The sequence below is a fragment of the Streptomyces sp. WAC 06738 genome, from assembly GCF_003945505.1.
In the GTDB taxonomy this organism is placed as follows: Bacteria; Actinomycetota; Actinomycetes; order Streptomycetales; family Streptomycetaceae; genus Streptomyces.
Window position 1 is genome coordinate 1,928,140 of record NZ_CP029618.1, and the last position, 22,141, is coordinate 1,950,280.

17 protein-coding genes, 1 tRNA gene and 1 pseudogene are annotated in these 22,141 nt (G+C 70.7%); 16 read left to right on the top strand and 3 right to left on the bottom strand.

The window, feature by feature from the left end:
- Window positions 1-155 precede the first annotated feature (155 nt).
- On the top strand, window positions 156-803 hold the full coding sequence (locus DMB38_RS08125) for a glycoside hydrolase family 25 protein (protein ID WP_125934594.1): 648 nt from the start codon (window positions 156-158) through the stop codon (window positions 801-803).
- 54 nt (window positions 804-857) lie between these two features.
- Here DMB38_RS08125 and DMB38_RS08130 read toward each other — a convergent pair whose 3' ends face one another.
- Window positions 858-2,084: a PP2C family protein-serine/threonine phosphatase gene (locus DMB38_RS08130; RefSeq protein ID WP_125938884.1), complete on the bottom strand. Its 1,227-nt coding sequence runs from the start codon at window positions 2,082-2,084 to the stop codon at window positions 858-860.
- Window positions 2,085-2,613: 529 nt separating this feature from the next.
- Between DMB38_RS08130 and DMB38_RS08135 the strand changes: the two genes are divergently transcribed.
- From DMB38_RS08135 to DMB38_RS08190, 12 genes are all read left to right on the top strand, one after another.
- Entirely contained in the window at window positions 2,614-3,564 is a 951-nt protein-coding gene (locus DMB38_RS08135) for a UbiA family prenyltransferase (protein WP_125934595.1), read from the top strand.
- Window positions 3,565-3,591: 27 nt separating this feature from the next.
- Window positions 3,592-5,211 carry a class I adenylate-forming enzyme family protein gene (locus DMB38_RS08140; protein ID WP_125934596.1) on the top strand — a complete coding sequence of 540 codons (1,620 nt, stop codon included), beginning with the start codon at window positions 3,592-3,594 and terminating at the stop codon, window positions 5,209-5,211.
- Between the two features lie 42 nt (window positions 5,212-5,253).
- Window positions 5,254-6,516 (top strand): nucleotide sugar dehydrogenase, encoded by a 1,263-nt coding sequence (locus tag DMB38_RS08145; RefSeq protein WP_125934597.1) that lies wholly within the window; start codon window positions 5,254-5,256, stop codon window positions 6,514-6,516.
- A complete protein-coding gene (locus DMB38_RS36045; protein WP_164715939.1) occupies window positions 6,513-7,496 on the top strand; it encodes an NAD-dependent epimerase/dehydratase family protein in 984 nt (327 codons plus the stop codon). Before DMB38_RS08145 ends, DMB38_RS36045 begins: the two co-directional genes overlap by 4 nt.
- Before the next feature lie 5 nt (window positions 7,497-7,501).
- Window positions 7,502-9,022, top strand: a complete 1,521-nt coding sequence (locus tag DMB38_RS08155) for an FAD-dependent monooxygenase (protein WP_125934599.1) — start codon at window positions 7,502-7,504, stop codon at window positions 9,020-9,022.
- Window positions 8,976-9,974, top strand: a complete 999-nt coding sequence (locus tag DMB38_RS08160) for an alpha/beta hydrolase (protein WP_125934600.1) — start codon at window positions 8,976-8,978, stop codon at window positions 9,972-9,974. The genes DMB38_RS08155 and DMB38_RS08160 overlap by 47 nt, the downstream gene beginning before the upstream one ends.
- A gap of 57 nt (window positions 9,975-10,031) precedes the next feature.
- Window positions 10,032-12,263, top strand: coding sequence for an MMPL family transporter (locus tag DMB38_RS08165; RefSeq protein ID WP_164715940.1), 2,232 nt, complete (start codon window positions 10,032-10,034; stop codon window positions 12,261-12,263).
- Between the two features lie 157 nt (window positions 12,264-12,420).
- Window positions 12,421-14,040, top strand: a complete 1,620-nt coding sequence (locus tag DMB38_RS08170) for an AMP-binding protein (protein WP_125934602.1) — start codon at window positions 12,421-12,423, stop codon at window positions 14,038-14,040.
- A gap of 101 nt (window positions 14,041-14,141) precedes the next feature.
- Complete coding sequence (locus tag DMB38_RS08175; protein WP_125934603.1) at window positions 14,142-15,575, top strand: FAD-dependent monooxygenase; 1,434 nt, start codon at window positions 14,142-14,144, stop codon at window positions 15,573-15,575.
- Between the two features lie 139 nt (window positions 15,576-15,714).
- A complete protein-coding gene (locus tag DMB38_RS08180; RefSeq protein WP_125934604.1) occupies window positions 15,715-16,317 on the top strand; it encodes a TetR-like C-terminal domain-containing protein in 603 nt (200 codons plus the stop codon).
- 15 nt (window positions 16,318-16,332) lie between these two features.
- Window positions 16,333-17,175 carry an AfsR/SARP family transcriptional regulator gene (locus tag DMB38_RS08185; protein WP_125934605.1) on the top strand — a complete coding sequence of 281 codons (843 nt, stop codon included), beginning with the start codon at window positions 16,333-16,335 and terminating at the stop codon, window positions 17,173-17,175.
- A gap of 416 nt (window positions 17,176-17,591) precedes the next feature.
- Window positions 17,592-18,014: a hypothetical protein gene (locus tag DMB38_RS08190; protein WP_125934606.1), complete on the top strand. Its 423-nt coding sequence runs from the start codon at window positions 17,592-17,594 to the stop codon at window positions 18,012-18,014.
- Window positions 18,015-18,058: 44 nt separating this feature from the next.
- On the opposite strand, the gene DMB38_RS08195 is transcribed toward DMB38_RS08190, so the two are convergent.
- Window positions 18,059-18,256 carry a hypothetical protein gene (locus tag DMB38_RS08195; protein WP_125934607.1) on the bottom strand — a complete coding sequence of 66 codons (198 nt, stop codon included), beginning with the start codon at window positions 18,254-18,256 and terminating at the stop codon, window positions 18,059-18,061.
- 196 nt (window positions 18,257-18,452) lie between these two features.
- Between DMB38_RS08195 and DMB38_RS08200 the strand changes: the two genes are divergently transcribed.
- Window positions 18,453-19,976, top strand: coding sequence for an FG-GAP and VCBS repeat-containing protein (locus DMB38_RS08200; RefSeq protein ID WP_125934608.1), 1,524 nt, complete (start codon window positions 18,453-18,455; stop codon window positions 19,974-19,976).
- A gap of 219 nt (window positions 19,977-20,195) precedes the next feature.
- Window positions 20,196-20,414, top strand: a pseudogene (locus DMB38_RS36685) (site-specific integrase); the annotation flags it as partial.
- A 177-nt stretch (window positions 20,415-20,591) separates the two neighbouring features.
- Here DMB38_RS36685 and DMB38_RS08205 read toward each other — a convergent pair.
- Window positions 20,592-20,666: transfer RNA gene (locus tag DMB38_RS08205), tRNA-Val, on the bottom strand.
- A gap of 140 nt (window positions 20,667-20,806) precedes the next feature.
- Between DMB38_RS08205 and DMB38_RS08210 the strand changes: the two genes are divergently transcribed.
- Window positions 20,807-22,078: a hypothetical protein gene (locus DMB38_RS08210; RefSeq protein WP_125934609.1), complete on the top strand. Its 1,272-nt coding sequence runs from the start codon at window positions 20,807-20,809 to the stop codon at window positions 22,076-22,078.
- The last annotated feature ends 63 nt before the right edge of the window (window positions 22,079-22,141 follow it).

The following is a 22,141-nucleotide window of genomic DNA, read 5'->3' on the forward strand; positions in this document are numbered from 1 at the left end:
GCGAACGCGTGATTCGACGGCGGCGCTTGCGCGGCGCCCGCAGCGGGGATGAGGGGAGAAACGCACGAGACGGCAAGGACGGCAAAGAACGCGAAAGACAGCGCGAGGGATTTGGCCACCGTCCCGTCCCGACCCCCACTCGAAAGGGACGAGTGATGACCATCAAGGGCATCGACGTCAGTTCACACCAGTCAGGCAACTACTCCACGCGAGGCATGGACTTCGTCTTCGTCAAGGCGTCGGAAGGCCGCAGCTACGTCAACCCCAAGCAGGGCGACCAGGCCGCGCACGGCCGCGAGGCGGGCCTGGTGCTGGGGTTCTACCACTTCCTCTGGCCGGGCAACATCAAGGCACAGGCCCAGTACTTCGTCGACAAGGCGAAGGAGAAGCCGGGCGACATGCTCGCCTGCGACTGGGAGCACACGAGCGAGGGCACCGCGGCGAGCAACAAGGAGAAGGACGCCTTCATCAAGGAGGTGAAGCGGCTGCGCCCGCGCCACAAGGTGCTCCTCTACTGCAACCGCGACTTCTGGCTCAACCGCGACACCACCAGCTACGCCGGGGACGGCCTCTGGATCGCCCAGTACAACGGCAAGCCCGGCAAGCCGGACATCCAGGCGTCGTGGCGGTTCCACCAGTACACGTCGTCGCCGATCGACACGAACGTGGGCCGCTTCAGCTCGCGTTCGGCGCTGCGCTCGTGGGCGCGGGAACGGTTCGACGCGAAGCTCACGGCGGACGGGACGGAGGCCGGCGAGCCGGCCGGGACCGCGGCCGGAGGAGGAGCCGAGGACCAGGAATGAGGGTGCGGCGGACCCAGGCCGTCTCCTCCGGATCTTGGTTTGGGGTCGGCGTGCTCAGTCAGGGACCGCGAGGTGGTCGGCGGCGCCCCCGCGCCACTCGATCATGAAAAGGGTGGCGTCGTCGCTGGTGCGCCCGCCCCGTTGCTTCTTCAGCGTGTGGGAGAGCCGGCGCAGATCTGCCCGCAGGCTCTGTGACGGCTCTTCCCGCAGGCGGTTGACGCAACCGATGAGGCGCTCCTCGCCGAACGGTTCCTCGTGTTCGAGGTGCTCCTCGATGATGCCGTCGGTGTAGCACAGCACCCGGTCGCCCGGCTGGAGCGTGTGCTCTCTGACCTTGGGCTCCTCGCCGCCGAAGCCGACGGGCAGTGTCGTCGCGCTCTCCAGTTGCCGTACGACCTCGCCTCCGCGGATCAGCAGAGGTGCGGGGTGGCCGGCGTTGACCAGCTCCATCTGGCCGGTGGCGATGTTGACGTGCATGAGCTGCGCCGTGACGAAATGGTCGGGCCCGAACTGCTGGGAAATGGCGGCGTCCATGAACGCGTACTTCTCCGCGAGGCTGATGAACACGCGCCGGGCGTGGCGGTAGGCGCCGATGGCCACGGTCGCCATGGTGGCGGCGTCCAGGCCGTGGCCCATCGCGTCGATCACCGCGATGTGCAGGATGTTGTCGTTGAGGGCGTAGTCGAAGCTGTCGCCGGCGACGCGGTAGGCGGGCTCCAGTACCCCTGCCACCGAGATCTGCGGCACCGTCATCGCCAGCGGCGGCAGCAGGTTCCACTGGATCTCCGCGGACACGCTCATCGGCTCCCTGCGCCGGGCCAGGAAGAACTGGTCGGTGTAGGCGCTCTTGGTGACCAGCATGTCGGCCACCAGGCCGGCGAGTCGGCGCAGCAGGCGCCGGATGTCGTCGCCGACGGCGTCCAGGGTCAGGGCCATCACGCCCACCTGATCGCTGCCGTCCAGCAAGGGCAGATACATCCGGACGCCGCCGCCGGCCTGCGGTGCCTCGACGGGAGCCGCGCTGAGGAATGCCTGGCCGGCCTGGGAGTCGCTGATCGCCTGAGCCTCGCTGACGTGCAGCTTCTTGCCCGGCAACGGCACCAGCCGCTCCTGCGCGTAGTCCTGGAGCAGGATGGAGACGTCACGGCCGCCGATCCTGGCGACCTCATCCGCAATCAGCGGGGCGATGAGCTGCGGCGGCAACAACCGCGCCCTGTCCAGCAGCAGACCCAGCAGCCGCTCGCCGAAACCCTCCGATCGGTCCACGATGTCCTCGCCCATGGCCCGGTTCGCCACGCCCTTCCTGTCACCACGGTCACCGTCCGGGTACAAGGTGACCTGCCGAACCGCCCGAGAGGCTCATTACGCCAATACAGGGCATGTCGGCCCGCGCCGTCCGGGTTGCGGAATCCGCTCCCGCACGCGTGTTCGCGCACCAACAGGGCCTGTGAGCAGCGGCTTTAGTCCCGTCCATGGACTGCTTTGGATACTCGGCCGGGCGCGGGCACGTCCGGGGCCACCTGTTCCGGATCCGGCTCCGGCCGTCCTCCCGCGCGCGCACCCGGGCTGAGCACTCCCGGGAGCCGGGCGCAAGCAGTCCGTCCGTACGTCTGGAAGGGAAAAGCGTGACAGGTGCGACGACACCGGCCCAGGCCGGCACCCCCCAGGTGCCCTGCTTCGCCCAGGCGACGGCCCTCAGACCGCCACGGACCTCCTCCGCGTTCAGCCGCCCGGTCTGCGACTCGGTCCTGATATCCCCCACCGGCCGCGGGCCACTGGCTGCCTGACGGCCTGGAAGCAGAGGTATCTCATGAGCGAGACCCTGCAAGAAGGACGGGCGGCGCCGGCCGGGAAGAGGCTGAGCGCCTTCGTCAGTCTGGCGAAGCTGTCGTTCTTCGACTACTACCTGTCCGCGTTCGTGGTGTGGACGATGCTGCCACCCGGGACCCGGGACGACCTGGGCGCCGTGTGGACGCTGGCCGTGCTCACCCTGGGCTGGGTGGGCGTGTGTGCGGCGACCGTCGCGTTCGACGACGTCACGGGCTTCCGGGACGGCAGCGACCAGTTCAACTACGACCCCGGGCAGGGGCAGTTGCGCAGCCGCAAGCGCAAGCCGCTCCTGGACGGGCGGCTGACCGAGCGGGAGGCCGTGCGGTTCGGCTACGCCGCGCTGCTCACCGGCCTCGTCTGGCTGGGGCTCGCGGTGCTGACCTCGCCCCACCGGCCGGTCTGGGCGCTGCTGCTCACCGTCTTCCTCGTCTTCATCAGCGTGCAGTACTCGTACGGGCTGCGGCTGAGCTACCGGGGCGGGCAGGAGCTGGTGCTGCTGCTGAGCACCGGTCTGGTGGTGCTGATCCCCTACGGCCTGACCCACGGGGAGCTGACCGGCATCGTGGCCCTGGAGGCGTACCTCTTCGGCCTCTGGAGCCTGCTGGTCTCCGTCTACTCCAACATCAACGACGTCGAGGGGGACCGGGCCGCGGGCCGCAGGAACCTCGCGATCATGCTCCCTCCGCCCGCGTACCGCGGGGTCATCGCCCTGCTGAGCCTCTCCGAGACCGTCGTCATCGTGCTCGCCTGCGCTCTCGGCGCGGTGCCGTGGTGGTTCGGGTTCTTCCTCGCCCCGCTGGTCGCGGTGCGCGTCGTCCAGATGGCGACCGGCCTGGTCCGGCACGACCCTCTGAAAGCCCGGAAGCTCGGCGGTCAGGCGCACCGGCTCGGTGTCGTCCTGATCATCGTCGCCAACCTGTTCGCCGTCTGACCCACGTCGGGGAAAGCAAGGTGGATCATGAAGAAAGCACCACGTCCGAAGAACCTCGGCGGCCTGCTCGAGTCCTACGCGGGCGCACAGACGCCGCAGTGGGTCCTCGACCGTCCCTTCGACATCGCGCCCGACGGCGGCCGGGAGTACGACGTCTCGGGGCTCGCGCGGCTGGTGGCCGACATGTCGGGGCGGCTCCGGGAGGCGGGCCTGCGGCGCGGTGACCGGCTGGCCATCGTCAAGGAGAACCACCACGACGTCGTGCTGCTGGCGGCGGCCGCGGCCCGAATCGGCGCCCTGCCGGCGATGATCTCCACGTCCATCGCGCCCGCGACGCTCGCCACCATGATGGAGCGCTTCGACCCCCGGGTCTTCATCGCCTCGGACTCGGTGCTCGCCGCCGCCGCGGCCGCGGACGTGACGATGACCGGCGAGAAGACCCAGGTGGTCGCGATCGAGGGCGACACCTCGCTCGCGCCGGGATCGCTCGCCCTCGCGGACCTCGCCGGCGCCGACGTTCCCCCCATGGATCTGCGCGCCGACGACGAACCCATGATCTGCACGCACACCTCCGGCACCACCGGCGTGCCCAAGCTCGTCGCGCACTCGGCCAACACCCTCATCGGCGTCCTCACCAAGCTGGAGACGCTGCCCATACCGGGCCTCGCGGTGCGCAAGGACGACGTGTTCGCCTCCTGCATCGCCTTCGTCCACGGGCGGGCCATCACCTGGACGTACGCCCAGCTCGCCCGGCCGCCCAAGAAGGTGGTCGTCCTCGGCGGCTCGGAACCGCGGCTCGTCGCCGAGACGCTGAAGAAGCACCGGCCCACGGTCCTGGAGACCTGCCCCAACCTCTACCAGCGCTGGGAGCCGCTCACCGAGAGCGACCCGGAGGCGTTCAGCCGGATCCGGGCCTACCTCAACACCTTCGACGCCATCCACCCCTCCACGGTGCGCAAGTTCATGGAGGCCAGCCGCCGCAGCCGGCCCGTGTGGGGGCAGGTGTGGGGCCAGAGCGAGACCGGTCCCGTGGCCATGGCGCTCTACTCGCGGAACAAGATCCGCAAGAACGCGGGCGCGCTGAACCCGGTGACCAGCAACGTGGGCAGGCCCGTCCCGTTCGTGACCCGGATCAAGCTGGCCGACCCGGAGACCCGCAAGCCGGTGGCCCGCGGGGAGCAGGGGCTGGTCCTGGTGCGCACCAAGGGCCTGTGCCTCACCTACCTCGGCGAGGACGAGCGGCACCGGGAGAAGAACTGGGACGGGTGGTGGAACACCGGCGACATCGGCGTGCGGTCGCGCACCGGGCTGCTGCGCATCCTCGACCGTGAGGTGGACGTCATCCCGGGGACGAGCGGCATCGAGCTGGAGAGCATCCTGCTGGAGCGGCTGAAGAGGTCCACCGAGGTGATCGTGCTCGGCAACCCCGGCGGCCTGCCGGTCCCGGTGATCAGCCTCTCCGGCGGCGGCACGCTCGGCAAGGAGGAGTGGAGCGAGGCCACCGAGGGGCTTCCCGAGCTCGCCGAGCCGGAGATCATCGACTGGGACGAGTTCCCCCGCACCGGCACCTGGAAGGTCCGGCGGTTCGACCTGCGCCAGCAAGTGCTCGGCTCCCAGGCCACGTACGGCTCCGGCCGCTGGACCTGAGCGGACCGTCACCTCAACCGCCACCAGAGAACGGACCAGGCGATGAAGAAGATCGTCATCATGGGCCAGGGCTACGTCGGTCTCCCGCTCGCCATGCTGGCTGCGGAAGCGGGCGACACGGTCGTCGGCTTCGACGTCAGTGAGGAGCGGGTCAAGAGGTTGTGCGCCGGCGAGTCCTTCGTCGAGGACATCGCACCGCAGCAGCTGGCCGCTGCGCTGGCGTCGGGCAACTACCGGCCCACCACCGACGAGAAGCAGATCGACGGATTCGACGTCGCGGTCATCAGCGTTCCCACGCCGCTGCGCGAGGGGGCGCCGGACCTCCGGCACATCGAGTCGGCGACGGACACGGTGGGGCGTTTCCTGCGCCCGGGCGCCACCGTCGTGCTGGAGTCCACCACGTACCCCGGGACCACCGAGGAACTGGTCGCCCCCATCCTCGAAGAGCGCTCGGGACTGATCGCGGGCGAGGACTTCCAGCTCGGCTACAGCCCGGAGCGGATCGACCCGGGCAACCGCACCTGGACCCTGGACCGTACGCCCAAGGTCGTCTCCGGGGTGAACGAGAAGTCGCTGGCGGCCGTCGACGACTTCTACGGCGGGCTCATCGAGAACACCGTCCCGGTCGGCTCCACCCGGGTCGCCGAGCTCACCAAGCTGGTGGAGAACACCTTTCGCCACGTCAACATCGCCCTGGTGAACGAGCTGGCGATCTACGCCCGGGAACTCGGGATCGACGTGTGGGAGGCCATCGACACGGCCTCGACCAAGCCCTTCGGCTTCATGCGGTTCACCCCGGGGCCCGGAGTCGGCGGCCACTGCCTGCCGGTCGACCCGGTCTATCTGTCCTGGCGGGTGAACAGGGCCCTGGGGCAGCGCTTCCGCTTCGTGGAGCTGGCCAACGACGTCAACGACCACATGCCCGGCTACGTGGTCCAGCGGCTGATCTCCGCGCTCAACGAGCGGCGGATGTCGGTCAACGGCGCCCGCGTCCTGGTGCTGGGACTCGCGTACAAGCCGGACACGGGCGACGCCCGGGAGTCGCCGGCGGTACGGGTCATCGAGGCCATGCTGCGGATGGGCGCGAAGGTGCGCGCGGTGGATCCGCACGTGGTCGAGCCGATCACCATCGACGACCGGGTGATGCGCGCCGAGCTGGTCCCCGAGGAGATCGCGCAGGCCGACGCCGTGCTGCTGATCACCGATCACTCCTCGTTCGACTACGAACTGGTGGTCGAGCACGCCCCGTACGTCCTGGACTGCCGGCGCCGGCTGCCCGCGGGCCCGACGGTGGAGCACCTGTGAGCGGGCCGCCGCAGCGCATCCTGGTCACCGGCGCGACCGGCTTCGTCGGCGGCGCGGTGACCCGGGCGCTGCTCGCCGCGGGCCGCGAGGTGACGGCACTGGTACGCGACACCTCCCGGGCCGAAGGGCTCGCCGAGGCCGGCGCCGACCTGCACACCGGCGACATGCTGCGCCCGGAGACGTACGTGCCGCTGGTGGACGGCGTGGACGCCGTGGTGCACGCGGCCCAGCTCCGCGTCGGCGGACGGATGTCGAAAGCCGCGCTCGCCCGCATGCACGAGGCGGACCGCGTGATGTCCGACGCCCTGGCCCAGGCATGCCTGAAGGCCGGGAACCGGTTCCTCTACGCCGCCGGAACGTTTGTGTACGGGGACCACGGCGCCGAGTGGATCGACGAGTCCACCCCGCACACCCCCGCCCCGCTGGGCGCCGGCCACGCGGACGGCGCCGCCCGGCTGCGCGCCCTGACGGCGCGGGGCCTGGACTCCGTGGTCCTCTACGCCGGCTTCGTCTACGGTCCCGGCGGCAACTTCAAGGCCGCGTTCTACGACCAGGGGCGCGCCGGCCGGCTGCGCCACCCCGGCGACGGCCGGAACCACTGGAGCTGCGTCCACCTGTCCGACCTGGCCGCCGGCTACCTGGCCGCGCTGGACCGGGCCCCGGCGGGCAGCGGCTACAACCTGGTCGACGACGAGCCGCTGCCGCTCGCCGAGTTCACCCGCGCCATCGCCCGCGAGATGGGCGTGTCCCGGGTGTCGCGGGTGCCGGGATTCGCCGCCTCCCTGGCGCTGGGCCGCCCGGTGGCCGCCTCGCTCATGACGTCGTACCGCGTGTCCAACCGCCGCGCCCGCGCGGACCTCGGCTGGGCACCGGCCCACCCCACCGTGGCCGAGGGCCTGCCCGGAACCCTGGAGGCCCTCGCGGCCGGCGCGGCCGCATTACCACCACACGGCTCCTCCACGAAGCAGCGCGGAAGGTGAGGCAGATGAGTAGGAACCTGAGCGGCACGCGGGACGGTGCGGGCCACGCCATCGTGATCGGCTCCAGCCTCGCCGGGCTCACCGCTGCCGCCGTGCTGGCCCGTCACATGGAGCGGGTCACCGTGATCGAGCGGGACCGGCTGCCGAGCGACGCGCAGTGGCGTCCCGGAGTCGCCCAGTCGCGGCACGCCCACAACCTGATGGCCGCCGGGCACCAGGGCCTGGGCAAGCTGTTCCCCGGGATCCAGCAGGAGCTGCTCGACGCGCAGATGGTGTCGGTCCGGGTTCCCGAGGACATGCTCATGCTCGCCCCGGGCGGCTGGATACCCCGGTTCGAGACCGGCATGACGATGATGACGGGCACCCGCGACATCGTCGACGCGGTCGTCCGGGACCGGCTGCGTGCCGAGCCGAAGGTGACCTTCCTCCAGGAGCACGAGGTGGTCGGGCTGCAGGGCGGCCCCGGCGACTCCGTCAGCGGTGTCCGCGTACGCGCCAAGGACAAGGACGCCAAGGGCGGCTGGGGCGAACCGGAGCCCATGGCCGCGGAGTTCGTCGTCGACGCCGCGGGCCGCAAGTCCCGCGCACCGCAGTGGCTCGGCGAACTGGGCTACGACAAGCCCGCCGAGAGCGTGGTGGACGCCAAGACCGCGTACGGCACCACCGTCTACGAGCCGCCCGCAGGACACGCCGCCGACTGGAAGTGCATCCTGCTGCTGGCCACCCCCGAGAACCCCCGGCAGGGCATCCTCAACCCCATCGAGGACGGGCGCTGGATGGTCTCGGTCTCCGCGAGCGGCGGCAACCGCCCGCCCACGGACCACGAGGGGATGCTGGAGGGCGCCAAGTCGCTGCGCCACCCCGTCGTGTACGAGGCCATCAAGGACGCGACTCCCGTCGGCCCGGTGTACGGCTCCGGCCGCACCGAGAACCGCTGGCGCCACTTCGAGAAGCTGCGCCGCTGGCCCGACCGGTTCCTGGTCATCGGCGACGCGCTCGCGGCCTTCAACCCCTCGTACGGGCAGGGGATGTCCGTCGCGGTGCAGAGCGCGCTGCTCCTCGACAGGATGCTGGAAAGCCGCGGGACGAACGGGGGCGGCACCCACCGGCTCCGCCGCGCCCTCGCCAAGCAGGTCGCCGTCGCCTGGCAGTTGGCCACCGCCATCGACCTGCACTACCCCTGGGCCGCCGAGGCGAGCCCGCCCGACCTGCCGACCCGGCTCGGCATGCGCTACGTCGACCGCGTCGGCGCCGCCGCGCCGGCCGACCACGACGCGGCCCGGGTGGTCCTGGAGCTGGCCCAGCTCCTGGCCGCACCGACCGCGGTGTTCCGGCCGCGCGTGCTCAGGTCGGCGCTCCGCGGGCCCCGCGGGCCCGTGTCCACCGACCCCCGCGCGCGCCGCACGGCGCCCCGACCGCTCCCGGAGCGGACGACCGGGCGATCTCTTCGCCCTCCAACCGGAAAACAAGGAGTAGCTGATGTCGACTCAGTCCACAGACAAGGCGCCGGATATGACATCGGGTGAGGGATCGGAAACCGGCCACATTACCGAGGATCTGACGTTCCGTATCCGGACGAGCGCCGACCCGGAGAACGAATGGGAACTCAGCGCTCAGCTCGTCATACCCGAGGGCGGCGCCGACACCGTCCAGGTGCTGCTGCCCGGTCTCACGTACGACAGGCGCTACTGGCAGGTGCCGGGCGAGTACGACTACTGTGACCATATGCTCCGAGCCGGATACGCTGTGTTGCTGCTCGACCGGGTGGGAACGGGAGCGAGCAGCAGGCCTCCGGCGACGCAACTCCACGCGGACAGTCACGTCGAGACCATCCATCACGTGATACAGCAGCTCCGCTCCGGCACCCCGGCCGGGCACTCCTTCGGCAAGATCGTCTCGGTCGGGCACTCCTACGGCGCGGGCATCGCCATCATGGAAGCGGCCGCACACGCCGACATCGACGCGCTCGTGGTCACCGGCATGCTGCACACCACCTCGCCGCTCTACGACGAGGTGATCAACTTCTTCCACCCGGGCTCCCAGGACCCGGTCCTGAACGACGCCTCCCTGCCGCAGTGGTACATGACCCAACGCCCCGGTCTGCGTGCCCGGATGCTCGAGCACGCCGACGGCATGGACCCCGAGCTCTCCGCCCATAACGAAAAGATCAAGTCCACCGCCACCATCGGCGAGGGTGAGAGCCTGCCAAAGACCTATCTGCCCGAACATTCCCGTGCGGTCAAGGTCCCGGTCTTGTTGGTGGTGGGAGAGCATGACGCCTTGTTCAGCAGTGCGGACGTGGACTTCGCGGCAACGGGCGAGGCCGTTCTCGCCTTTGAAGCGGACTTCTACGCGGCGGAGTCGGAGCTGGAGGCACACGTCATCCCAGGCGCGGGCCATTCCCTGAACGTTCACCGAAATGCCACCGACAGCTACGCCATCGTCCGGGACTGGGTGGACCGGAAGCTCTCCGGGTAGTTCCCGTGGCGGAGTTGATGATGCGAAAGGTAAGTGATGTTTGATCGACTGACGCGCATGGCGCTCACATCACCGAAGAAGGTGGTGGGACTGACCTTACTGGTCGTCTTCCTCTTCGGTGGGGCTTCGGCGGGGTTGCAGGACCGGCTGACCATGGGCGGGTACGAGTCCACGGGCACCGAGTCGTACGAGGCGGCCCAGGAACTGGAGAAGACGTTCGAGCAGGGGGAGCCCAACCTCGCGCTCGTCGTCGAGGACGCCCGTGGCGTGGACGACCCGGAGGTGGCGGCGGCCGGCGGCCGGCTCACCGAGAAGCTGGCGGACGAAGCGGACGTCACCAACGTGGTGTCCTACTGGTCTTCGGACCAGGCGCCCGCGCTGCGCGGGGAGTCGGGCGAACAGGCCCTCGTCCTCGGTCGGATCACCGGTGACTTCGACGACGTCATCGACCGGGTGGAGAAGCTGGACGAGGACTACACCGGCAAGGTGGACGGCCTCGAGGTGACCACCGGCGGCTCCGCCATGATGTGGCTGGAGAACACCACCAAGGCCGCCGAGGACGCGACCAAGGCCGAGTTCATGGTCTTCCCGCTCGTCCTCCTCGTTCTCATCATCATCTTCGGCGGCGTCGTGGCCGCCCTGCTGCCGCTCTCCGTGGCGATATGCGCGATGCTGACGTCGATGGGTGTCCTCTTCGGCATCACGTTCGCCATGGACACCTCCAACGTGGTGGTGAACACGACCACGTTCCTGGGCATCGGCCTCGGCATCGACTACAGCCTGCTCTTCGTCACCCGGTACCGCGAGGAGCTGCGCCGCGGCAAGGAGATCGGCGAGGCGATCAGCACCACCCTGCACACCGCGGGCCGGACGGTGCTCTTCTCCGCCTTCACCGTCGCCGCCGCCTTCCTGGGGCTGCTGGTGCTGCCGTTCACCATGATGAGGTCGCTGGCCATCGGCTGCATCGTCACCTCGCTGCTGGCCGCGTTCCTCACGGTGGTGCTCCTGCCCGGGCTGCTGAAGTGGCTCGGCCCGCGGATCGAGAAGTGGCGTCTGATCCGGCGCAAGTCCGACCCGTCCGAGGACGGCGGCGGTTCCTGGCACAAGCTGGCGACCGGCGTGATGCGCCGCCCCATCGCGGTGACCGTGCTGGTCCTCGCCATCGTCATCCCCCTCGGCCTGCCCGCGCTCAACATGAACCTGCGGCTTCCGGACGAGAGCGTGCTCGCCACGGACGCCCAGTCCGCCGAGGTCGCCTCGGTGCTCCGCGAGGACTTCGACTCGCGTGAGCAGCAGCCGGTCCAGATCGTCGCGACGAACACGGGCGCACCGGACCAGCAGACCGGGGAGATCGACGACTACGCCAAGCGGCTCTCCGAACTGCCCGGCGCCACCCGGGTGGACACCGTCACCGGCACGTACCAGGACGGGCAGCTCGCCGCCGAACCCGGCCCGGCGTCCGCCCGGTTCGCCGTGGACGACGGCGTGTACTTCTCGATGATTCCCGCCGCGGACCCGTACTCGGACGCCGGCACCGACCTGGTCGAGGACGTCCGGGCGGAGAAGGCACCGTTCGACGTACAGGTCGGCGGGCAGGCGGCCGTGAGCACGGACACGTTCGACACGCTGGTGGACCGGCTGCCGATCGCCGGCGCGATCCTCTTCGTGATCATGTTCATCCTGCTGTTCCTGCTCACCGGGAGCATCCTGCTGCCGCTCAAGGCGATGGTGCTCACCGCGCTCAGCCTCACCGCCACCTTCGGCGCGCTGGTGTTCATCTTCCAGGACGGCAACCTGATGTGGCTGGTCGGCGACTTCGTCGAAACCGGCGGCATCACCTGGACGGCACCGATCATGATCTTCGCCATGGCCTTCGCGCTCTCCATGGACTACGAGGTCTTCATGATCTCCCGCATCAAGGAGGAGTACGACCGCACCGGTGACAACGAACTGGCGGTCGCCTCCGGCCTGGAGCGGGTCGGCAAGGTGGTGACCTACGCCGCGCTGCTGCTCTCGCTGGTCTTCCTCGTCCTGCTCACCTCGGGCATCAGCTACATGAAGGCCATCGGCATCGGCATGGCGCTGGCGATCGTCATGGACGCCACGCTCATCCGGGGCGGCCTGCTGCCGGCGTTCATGAAGCTCATGGGCAGCGCCAACTGGTGGGCACCCAAGCCCCTCAAGGCGCTGCACACCCGCTTCGGCATCAGGGAGGGGGAGGAGATGGCCCCGGCGCCGGCCGCCACCGGCACCGACACCGACGCCTCCTTGGCCGCGCAGAAGCAGTAGCACCACCTCGTACGGCCGCTCACCGCGCCGCCCGGCTCCCTGGGGAACCGCGGTGCCCGGCGGCGCGGGTGGGGCGCCTCACGCCCCACCCGGGCCGCCGCCCCGGCACCTCGTGCCGGCCCATGCCCACGTTTCCTCTACGAAGCGGGATTCCGCGATGCCAAAGAACCCACGTCCCAAGAACATCGGGCTGCTCTTCGAGCACTACGCCGGGTCTCCGGCGCCGGAATGGCACCTGGACATACCGTTCTCCATCGCGCCGGACACCAGGACCCACGACGCCACGTCGCTGGCGAACCTGGTATCCGACATGTCGGGACGGCTGAAGGCGGCCGGGCTGCGGCGCGGTGACCGGGTCGCCCTCGTCAAGAACAACCACCTCGACACCATCGTCCTGGCCGCCGCGGTGGCCAGGCTCGGCGCCCTGCCGGCCATGATCACCTCGACGTTCGACTCGGAGACGCTGGCCCGGATGATGCCGCGGCTCGAACCGAAGCTGCTGGTCGCCTCCGAGGAGGTGCTCGGCGCCGCGGACCGGGCGGGCATCAAGCTGGTGGACAAGTCCACCCGCGTGGTCTGCGTCGACGGTGCGCCGGACAGCCCGTCCGGGGTGACGCCGCTGGCCGAGTTCGCCGGTGCGGACGTCCCGCAGCCGGACATCGTGGACAACAGCGATCCGATGCTCTGCACGCACACCTCCGGGACCACCGGCGTGCCCAAGTTCGTCGCGCACTCCGCGAACACGCTCCTCGGGGTGCTCTCCAAGCTGGAGACCCTCCGGATCCCGTTCCTCTCCACGCGCCCCGACGACACCATCGCCTCGTGCATCGCCTTCGTGCACTCGCGCGCGGTCACCTGGACCTTCGCCCAGTTCGCGCTCCCGCCGGCGAAGGCCGTGGTGCTCAGCCAGGCGGACCCGTCGACGGTCGTGGAGACGCTGAGCAAGCACCGTCCGACGACGCTGGAAGCGTGCCCCAACATCTACCAGTTGTGGGAGCACCTGATCCGGACGAACCCCGAGCTGTTCACGAACATACGGGCGTACCTCAGCACCTTCGACGCCATCCACCCCAGCACCGTCCGCGCCTTCATGGCGGCCACCAAGCGCCGCGGCGCGGTGTGGGGGCAGAGCTGGGGCCAGAGCGAGATCGGGCCCGCGACCCTGGCCGTCTACCCGAAGCGCAAGGTGATGCGCTCCGAGGGCAGCCGCGGCGGGCCGATCACCAACAACGTCGGCCGCCCCATCCCCTTCGTCACCCGCATCCGGGTCGTCGACCCCGAGACGCGCAAGCCGAAGCGGCGCGGCCAGCGGGGGCTCGTGCTCATCCGTACCAAGGGCCGCTGCCTCACCTACCTCGGCGAGCCCGAGCGCCACCGGGAGAAGGACTGGGACGGCTGGTGGAACACCGGGGACATCGGCGTCCACACCCGGACCGGCAGCCTGGAGATCCTCGACCGGGAGGTCGACAGCATCCCCGGCATGAGCAGCCTCGAACTGGAGAGCCTGCTGATCGAGCGCCTCGAACCGGTCACCGAGGCCATCGTCCTGGGCAACCCGAACGGGCTGCCCCTCCCCGTGGTCAGCACCTACGACGGCTCCCCCCTCGACCCGCAGGAGTGGCGGCGGGCCACCGCGGACCTGCCCGAGCTCGACGAACCGCGGGTCATCCCGTGGGAGGACTTCCCGCGGACCGGCACCTGGAAGGTCCGCCGGCCCCAACTGCGCAACCGGATGCTCAACAGCGAGGAGACCTTCGGCACCGGCCGCTGGACCTGAGACGACGGCCCGGAGCCGAGGGAGACAGGCCGTCTTTCCGTGATGAGGCGTGCCCACAGGTCGGCAAGAACCTGAACTCGGAACGCAGGGGAGAGAATCGGATGACTGACATATCCACCGGAGCGAGGGGCGGGCGCGCCATCGTCATCGGCGGAGGGCTGACCGGCATGCTCGCCGCCTGGGCCCTCGCCGAGGTGATGGACGAAGTCACCGTGCTGGAACGGGACCGGGAGCCGACCGGTCCCGAGTTCCGGCCGGGCGTACCCCAGGGCCGGCACGCGCACGCCTTCATGGAGGGCGGCCAGCGGGCCCTCGAGGAGCTGCTCCCCGGCATCATCGACGAGCTCGTCGAGGCCGGCGCGACCCGGACGAAGCTGCCCGCCGAACTGCTCTGGCTGGACTACGCCGGCTGGAACGACCGCGGCACCGCCATCCGCGGCGGCGCGGGCTCCTTCCTCACCTGCACGCGGCCGATGCTCGACTGGATCGTGCGCTCGCGGGTCCTCAAGAGCCCGCGCATCACCGTCCGCCACGGCGTGACGGTCTCCGCGCTGCTCTGCTCCGAGGACGCGGTGCGCGGTGTCGTCGCACAGGAGAAGGGCGGCGAGCCGGAGGAGCTGAAGGCCCCGCTGGTGATCGACGCGAGCGGGCGCGGTTCGAACGCGCCGCGCTGGCTCCGCGAGCTGGGGTATCCGGAGCCGAAGGAGGAGCTGATCGACTCCGGGATGGCGTACGCCTCGCGGCTGCTGCACCGTACGCCGGAGTCGGAGAAGGAGTCGTTCAATGTCGTGATGATCCAGCCGGTGCTCTCCACCCCGCGCTTCGGGCTCCTCATCCCGGTGGAGGACAACCGCTGGCTGGTCGCACTCGGCGGGCTGCGCGGCTACGAGCCGCCGACGGAGTCCGACGACTGGACGCGGTTCGCGAAGGAACTGCGCAGCCCCATGATCTACAAGATGATCGAGAACGCGGAGCCCGCCACCAACGTGTTCGGCTTCCGCAACACGCAGAACCGGCGGCGCTACTACGAGAAGCTCAGCCGGCGCCCGGACGGCTTCCTGGTGCTCGGCGACGCCGCCTGCACCTTCAACCCGGTCTACGGGCAGGGCATGTCGGTGGCCTGCTTCGAGGGGCTCGCCCTGCGCAAGCTGCTGGCCAAGCACGGCGCGGGGAAGGGCATGACCCGCAAGGCGCAGAAGATGGTCGCGCGGACGATCCGCAACCCCTGGACCATGGCCACGAGCGAGGACCGCCGCTACCCGACGACGGTCGGCGGCGGCCGCCCCAACGCCCTGGAGCGGATGCTGGACTGGTACGTCAAGCGCGTCAGCGCGGAGGCGCTGGTGAACCCCGTGGCGGGCAAGGCGTTCTTCAGCGTGGTGATGCTCCTCGAACCGCCGACCCACCTCTTCCGCCCCGGGGTGGTGCTGGCCGCCCTCCGGCGCCGCGGCGCCTCGATCACGGTGCCGGAACCCGTACTCGCGGGGGCGCAGACGGACGACGAGGGACCGGGCGTCCCCAGCGGCAACCGCTGAACCCGGCGGGCACGGCGCCGGGCCGCCGGCGCCGTGCACCAGCCGCGTGCGGGGAGGCCAGCGCTCCGTAGCCAAACGGCAGATCCTTGCCATACCTGGATCGCTGCTGCCCGAGAAAGCCGAACTCTAGACTCGGCCCATGACTGAGCAACAGGTTGCGGTGGCTGAGCCGTCCCCCGGTGCGCGGCAGGACTTCTTGCGAGCTGTGGTGAAGCTGTGCCGGGAGCGGGTGTACGAGGACATACAACCGGCCGACGTCGCCAAGCTGGCCGGCCATGACGAGCAGCAACTGCGGGCGATATGGCCCACGAAGAGCCTGATGGTCGTCGAGGCGCTGTTCGGCGAGGTCGCCCCCCGGCTGGTGTTCCCGGACACCGGCGACTTCGAGGCCGATCTGCGGTCGCAGTTGACGTCCATCGCGGAGGCGTTCGGAGACCCCGGTGTGGGTCCCCACATCGCGGCCCTCGCCGCCGAGGCCAACACCGACCGGATGCTCGCGAAGGTCTTCCTGGACCGGGTCTTCACCCCCAACCGCGCGGCCGCCTCGAAGCGCTTCCGCGCTGCTCAGGAGGCGGGTCAGGTCCGGCGGGACCTCGATCTGGACGCCGCGATCGACATGGTCTTCGGCCCGATCTGGTTCCGTCTGCTCCTCGGCACCGGAACGCTCACCGCCGAACTCGGCGCCTCCCTCGCCGACCACGCCGTGGGCGGCCTGGCGTCGCGCCCGGACCGTACCGACTGAGGGGCAAGGAGAGCAGTGGAGTTCAGAATACTGGGCCCGCTGGAAGTGCACGCGCGGCGGGCCGGCGGGGGCGACCTGACCCCCCGGGCCGCCAAGCTCCGTGTCGTACTCGCGACACTGCTCGTCCGGGCGAACAAGGTCGTCTCGATCGACAGGCTCATCGACGAGCTGTGGGGTGACGAGCCGCCGCGTACCGCGATGACCACGCTGCAGGTGTACGTCTCCCAGCTCCGCAAGGTCCTCCAGGAGGCCGACGCCGAAGGCGGCCGGAAGGCCCTGGTGACCCGCGCGCCCGGATACATGCTGCTGCTGAACGACGCGCAACTGGACCTGGTGAGGTTCGAGGAGCTGTACGCGCAGGGCCGCAAGGCCATGGACCGCGGGGACTACGAGCTAGCCGCGGAGCTGCAGCGCAGCGCACTGGAGCTGTGGCGGGGCCCAATGCTCTCCGACATCCCCCACGGCCCCCTGCTCAACAGCACGGCCGTCCGCCTGGGCGAGACCCGTATCTCCGCCCTGGAACAGCGCATCAGCGCCGCGCTGCACCTGAACCGGCACCACGAGGTGGTCGGCGACCTGCAGACCCTGGTCACCGAACTGCCCATGCACGAGCAGTTCCACGCCCATCTGATGGTCGCCCTCTACCGGATGGGCCGCCAGGCCGACGCGCTGAGCACCTTCGCCAAGCTGCGCGCGACGCTGGTGAAGGAGCTGGCCATCGAACCCGGCATCCAGATGCAGCAGTTGCACCGCCGCGTCCTCAACGGCGACCTGCTGCTCCTGCACCCGTCGGCATGGCGAGCGGAACACCCCGAGAACGCCGGCTCCCTCCCGCACGGAGCCGCCCGAGCGGGCTAGACCCGGGGTCGGTCCTCCCACCCGGGAACGACCCCGCCGCCCGGGCCGGCCGCCCACCACCGACGGCCGCCCGGGCCACCACCGCCTCCGCGGGTCACTCCGGCGATTCCGGGTGTCTCCGGGACCTCCGCTCACGCAAGCCCGGTGGTCCGAACCGGCGCTGACCTGCCCGCATTCCCTTCTCCCACTCCCCTGCCCGGACGTCGCCCACGCGCGCACGGAAGGGCCCCGGGAGTGGATGTACACGCTCCAGGGGCCGTCCTCGCCTGTGCTTGGGGGGCGCCGGGGCGGCGCGCAGGAGCCGATACCCACCTGAACCGGGGCGCGGGGCGGCGGTGTCGGGGAGTTGGCGTACGTGCCGTTCCATGAGTACGGGTACTCATGCCGGCGGAAGCCGCGGGGAAGACACTCCCCACATGGGACTGCTGCTGCACTGGCTCCTTGACATCGCACTGGGCAAGGCGCTGCTGCTGTGGACGCAGCTCTGCGGGATGGTCTCCTTCTACTGCCTGCTCAGCATCGGCTGGCGATACAAGCAGCACCGTCCTCCGGGCCGGCGGAAGCTTTTCGCCTGGCGGGCGGGGCTGGCTGTCGGCGCCGCGGCGCTGCTGGCGACGCCCCCGCTGGTCATCTGGTTCGGGATCACGCACGGCTTCTGGATCACCGTGACCGTTCAGGCAACCCTGTGCTGCCTACCGCTCGCTTTCCCCGCGCGCGCCGCCCGGCGCCGCCGCCCGTGGCGACCCCCCGAACCCGAAGTCCGCCTCCCCTGGCCCCCGCACCCGGACCCGGGCCGCCCGGAACCGGGCCGCCCGGAACCGCCGACGCCTGCCGCGTAGCCGCGGCGGGCGCGACGCGGCTGCCGGGCTCCGCTCGCGTGCCGCTATCCGACCGGGCGGGCGGGCTTGTCCAGCGTGATGCGGCGGTCGAGGCGCAGGCGCCAGGCGGTGTTCATGATGTCGAGGCGGGAGCCGGAGCCGCCGCCGCCTCCGTCGCCGTCCTCGATGTCGGTGTTGTCGTCCTCGTCGCCCGGGTCGCCCCACACGGCGGGGGTGATCGTCAGCAAGTTCGCGAGCGTCATCGGGTGTGCCTCCTCTCCAGCGCCCCGGACGACCCTGCATGTGTGTTGATCCCATGCGGTTTGAGCTGCCGGCGATCAATCGCCCGCGGCTGCAACTGCGCGCGGGCTCCGGTGGGTCGTAGACGTAAGGAAAGGCAAGCGCGCCGATCCGACGGCGCGTATCCCAACTGACCCAGTCGTATGTGTGGAGCACGCAGTGCCAACAATCACCCCCCGCCAGAAGAACACCGTCCTGATAGCAGCCGCGGCCGTGGCGGTCGTCGCCGTGGCCTGGCCGGCTTGGGGCATCCTCGGCCCGGCCGACGACGGCCCTGACCGCTGTAAGAACAAGCAGAGCGGTGCCGGCAAGAAGCAGGCGAAGGACGTCGGCGCAGCGCCGATGGCCGATTTCAACTGCGACGGCAAGGCGGATCTGGTTTCCACCTCGTCCGCGGCCAAGGCCGGCGGCCACCGCTGGGCCGGGTACGTGACCGTCGACTACGGCTCCGACAAGGGCATCGACCCCGCCGGATACCGGGTGATCACCCAGGGCTCCGAAGGGGTGCCGGGCGAACCAGGCAAGGGTGCACTCGGGCAGCGGGCGGTCGCCCGCGACTTCGACGGCGACGGCTATACCGACCTTGCCCTGAGCGTCTCCGTGAGAGTGCACGACGAAGAGTCCGGCGTCATCGTCGTCTGGGGCTCCGCCGACGGTCTGAAGGACAGTACGGAGCTCAAGGACGCCAAGGGCGTGGCAAGCCAATACCAGCTCGTCGGAGGGGACTTCGACAGCGACGGGCAGGCGGATCTGGCACTGGGCGTCGGTGAGAAGAAGGGCCTGCTCAAGGGCCCGTTCACGCGCGACGGAGCCTCAGCGGGGACGGAGCGGGTCCCAGGCTCGGAGGGGAACGACCAGTCGGTCGTGGTCGCGGGCGATATGACCGGTGACGGGGCCGACGACCTCGTCGCCTTCCACGACGTGGGGAACTACCCGTGGGAGCCGGCCCGGCGGCCCGAGTTCATCGCCGGCGGTGCGGACGGGTTCGAGAAGCCGGACACCAAGCGTGTGCCGAGAGGCGACCAGGCGGCCGTGGGCGACGTCGACGGCGACGGCACAGGGGATCTGATCGTGCGTGAACGGCCCGAGGACACCGACCCCGAGAGCGGCGAACCCCGCGCCCTCCGGGTGCTCCACGGCAAGAAGGACGGCCCGGACAAGGCCCGTTCGACGAAGCTCGGCCCGGAGGCCGGAGGCGAACTGGACGAGGTGGAGGACGGCGACTTCGGCGAGGCGCTGGACACCGGTGACGTGAACGGCGACGGCTACGCCGACGTCGCCATCGCGTCCCCCGGCGCGAGCGTCGAGGGGAAGGCGAGCGCCGGCACCGCCTATGTCGCCACGGGCGGACCGGACGGGCTGTCGGGCGACCGCGTGCAGAAGGTCGACCAGGCCACCGGTGGAAAGCCCGCGGACATCGAGCGGGGCGACGAGTTCAGCGGCGGTTCCGCAGGCGACGGGCAGCTCTACGGCGGGCTCCCAGGCGTGCGGCTGCTCGACTCCGACGGCGACGGCAGGTCGGACCTGGCGGCGAACGCCCCCGAGGAGAACGAGTCCGAAGGAGCAGTACGGGTGCTGCTCGGCACGGACGAAGGGCTGACGGGGAAGGGTGCACGCTCCCTTGGACCGGACAACCATGAAGCCCCCGCCAAGGAGGACTTCGCTCAGGGTTTCGCACTGTAGGGCGGCGGGCCCCGGCGACCGTTGCCGACCGCCGACCGGAAATCCCCGCACATCAACCGCCCCGCGAGGATCGATTCATCCCGTACCCGACACGGAGGATTCCGGCATACCCACACCGAAGTCGCCCGCTGACCAACGATCTTGCCCCCGGACTACCGCCCATGACCAGCACGAGCACCCCCGACACCGATCACGCCACCACCACGACCAGCAACTTCACGATGGCCCAAGGGCGTGCGGTGGACCGACGAGCACGTGCGCCGGTGGCCGGAGACCGGGGAGCAGCCGAGCCCGGTCATGGTGTGGCCGCCGCAGATGATCGGTGCGTTCCTCGACCACGCGGCCGGTGACCGCCTGTATGCGCTGTTTCACCTGATCACGTTCCGCGGGTGGCGCCGCGGGGAGGCGTGCGGGCAGCGGTGGACGGACGTCGACCTATGCGCACCGGCTGCCGCAGGTCGACCGGGCCGTCGCGGAGGCGGCGGCCGTTGTCCCGCCGCAGCGGGACAGCCTGCCGACGGCCCCGAAGGAGAAGATCGCCAGTGCTGACGCTCACGCAACGGCCCCGGAGCGGTGGTCCGGGGCCGATGGTGAGCGGGAGAATGTGAGCTCCCCTGGTGGGCGCGGACGGGTTCGAACCGCCGACATCTGCCTTGTAAGGGCAGCGCTCTACCGCTGAGCTACGCGCCCGGATGCGGGGACAGCGTATCGTGCCCCGCCGGCGGCGATCGACCTGCGGGGGCCGCGGGGATCGTCGTGGGCCGTGTGTTCGTTCACCCCTGGTGGGAGAATGAGTCTCCAGGGGAGCGCAGGGCACGGAAAGGGGTCTCGTGGCATTCGGCGGAGGCGGAGGCGGCACCCGGCGGTGGGGCTGGGGAGACCGGGGTGACGGGGCTCGGGCCGAGGCGCAGGCGGCCAAGGACGCCGCCGCGACCGCGTTCTACGAGCTGGATACCGCGCAGCGCGATCTGCGCATCTCCGTGGAGACGATCGCCGCCGTCGACGACTCGCCGGCCGCCCGCAAGGCGACCGCGGACTTCGCCGCCCTGGGCCGGCGCATCGACGAGGTCAGCCACACGTACATCAGCGCGGTCGACTCCTACGACCTCGACCGCGACGACCTCGACCACGGCACCGCCTCCCGCGCCCGGCACGAGCTGCAGCAGGCCACCAACGGGCTGGAGAAGGTCCGCTCCGACCTCAACCACTTCGCGCACGGCCTCGGCCCCCTCCTCGACCAGGCCGAGAGCCAGCTCGCCCGGCTCGCGCCCGCCGTGGAGCGGGCCCGGCAGGCGCTGCTGGCGGCGACGACGGCGCTGGACGAGGTGCGTGGCAAGGGCTTCCAGGCCGACGATCTGGCCGCCCGCCTGGCCGGGCTGGGACCGGAGCTGACGAAGCTCAACGAGGGCGCCGGGCGGCACGGCGTGCAGGAGACCATCCACCGCGCCGTGGGCGTGCAGCGCGACGCGGAGGCGCTGCGCAGCGAGGCCGAGCAGTTGCCGCAGCGCGCCGAGGAGATCGACCGCCGCCTGGTCAGCCTCCGCACCCGCGCGCAGGCGCTGGCCACCCGCGCCGAGAAGGTCAAGCCGGTGCTCAGCGAGCTGCGCCGGCGCTTCGCGCTGGCCTGCTGGCGCGATCTGCAGGAGGTGCCCGACCGGGCCGCGCAGGCCGTCACCGAGGCGGAGGAGAAGATCGCCGACGCCTCCCGGGCCCGCCGCGAGCAGCGCTGGCCGGACGCGATCGCGCTGCTGGCGAGCGTACGGGCGCTGCTGAACCAGACCGACGAGGCCGTGGACGCCACCCGCGACCGGCTGCACCGCCTCGACGCGGTGGAGAAGGACCGCACCTCGGAGGTGAACCGCACCCGCTTCGCCATCCGCGACGCGCAGCGCCTCGCGATGGCCGGCCGCGACCGCCCCGACCCCCGGCACGCGGGGCCTCTGGACGCGGCCGTCGAGCGCGTCGACCGGGCGGAGGCGGCCCTCACGGGGCGGCATCCCGACTACTGGAGCTTCCTGGAGGAGCTGGAGGCGGTCCGCGAGACGGTCGCCGAGGTGGTCCAGGCGATACGGGCAGAACGCGGTGCCGGCACCGCCCGCTGATCCCCGCCGCCGTTTCCCGCCCTCCCCCGGCGCCGTCGCGCCCTACGGCCCGTTCCGTACCGG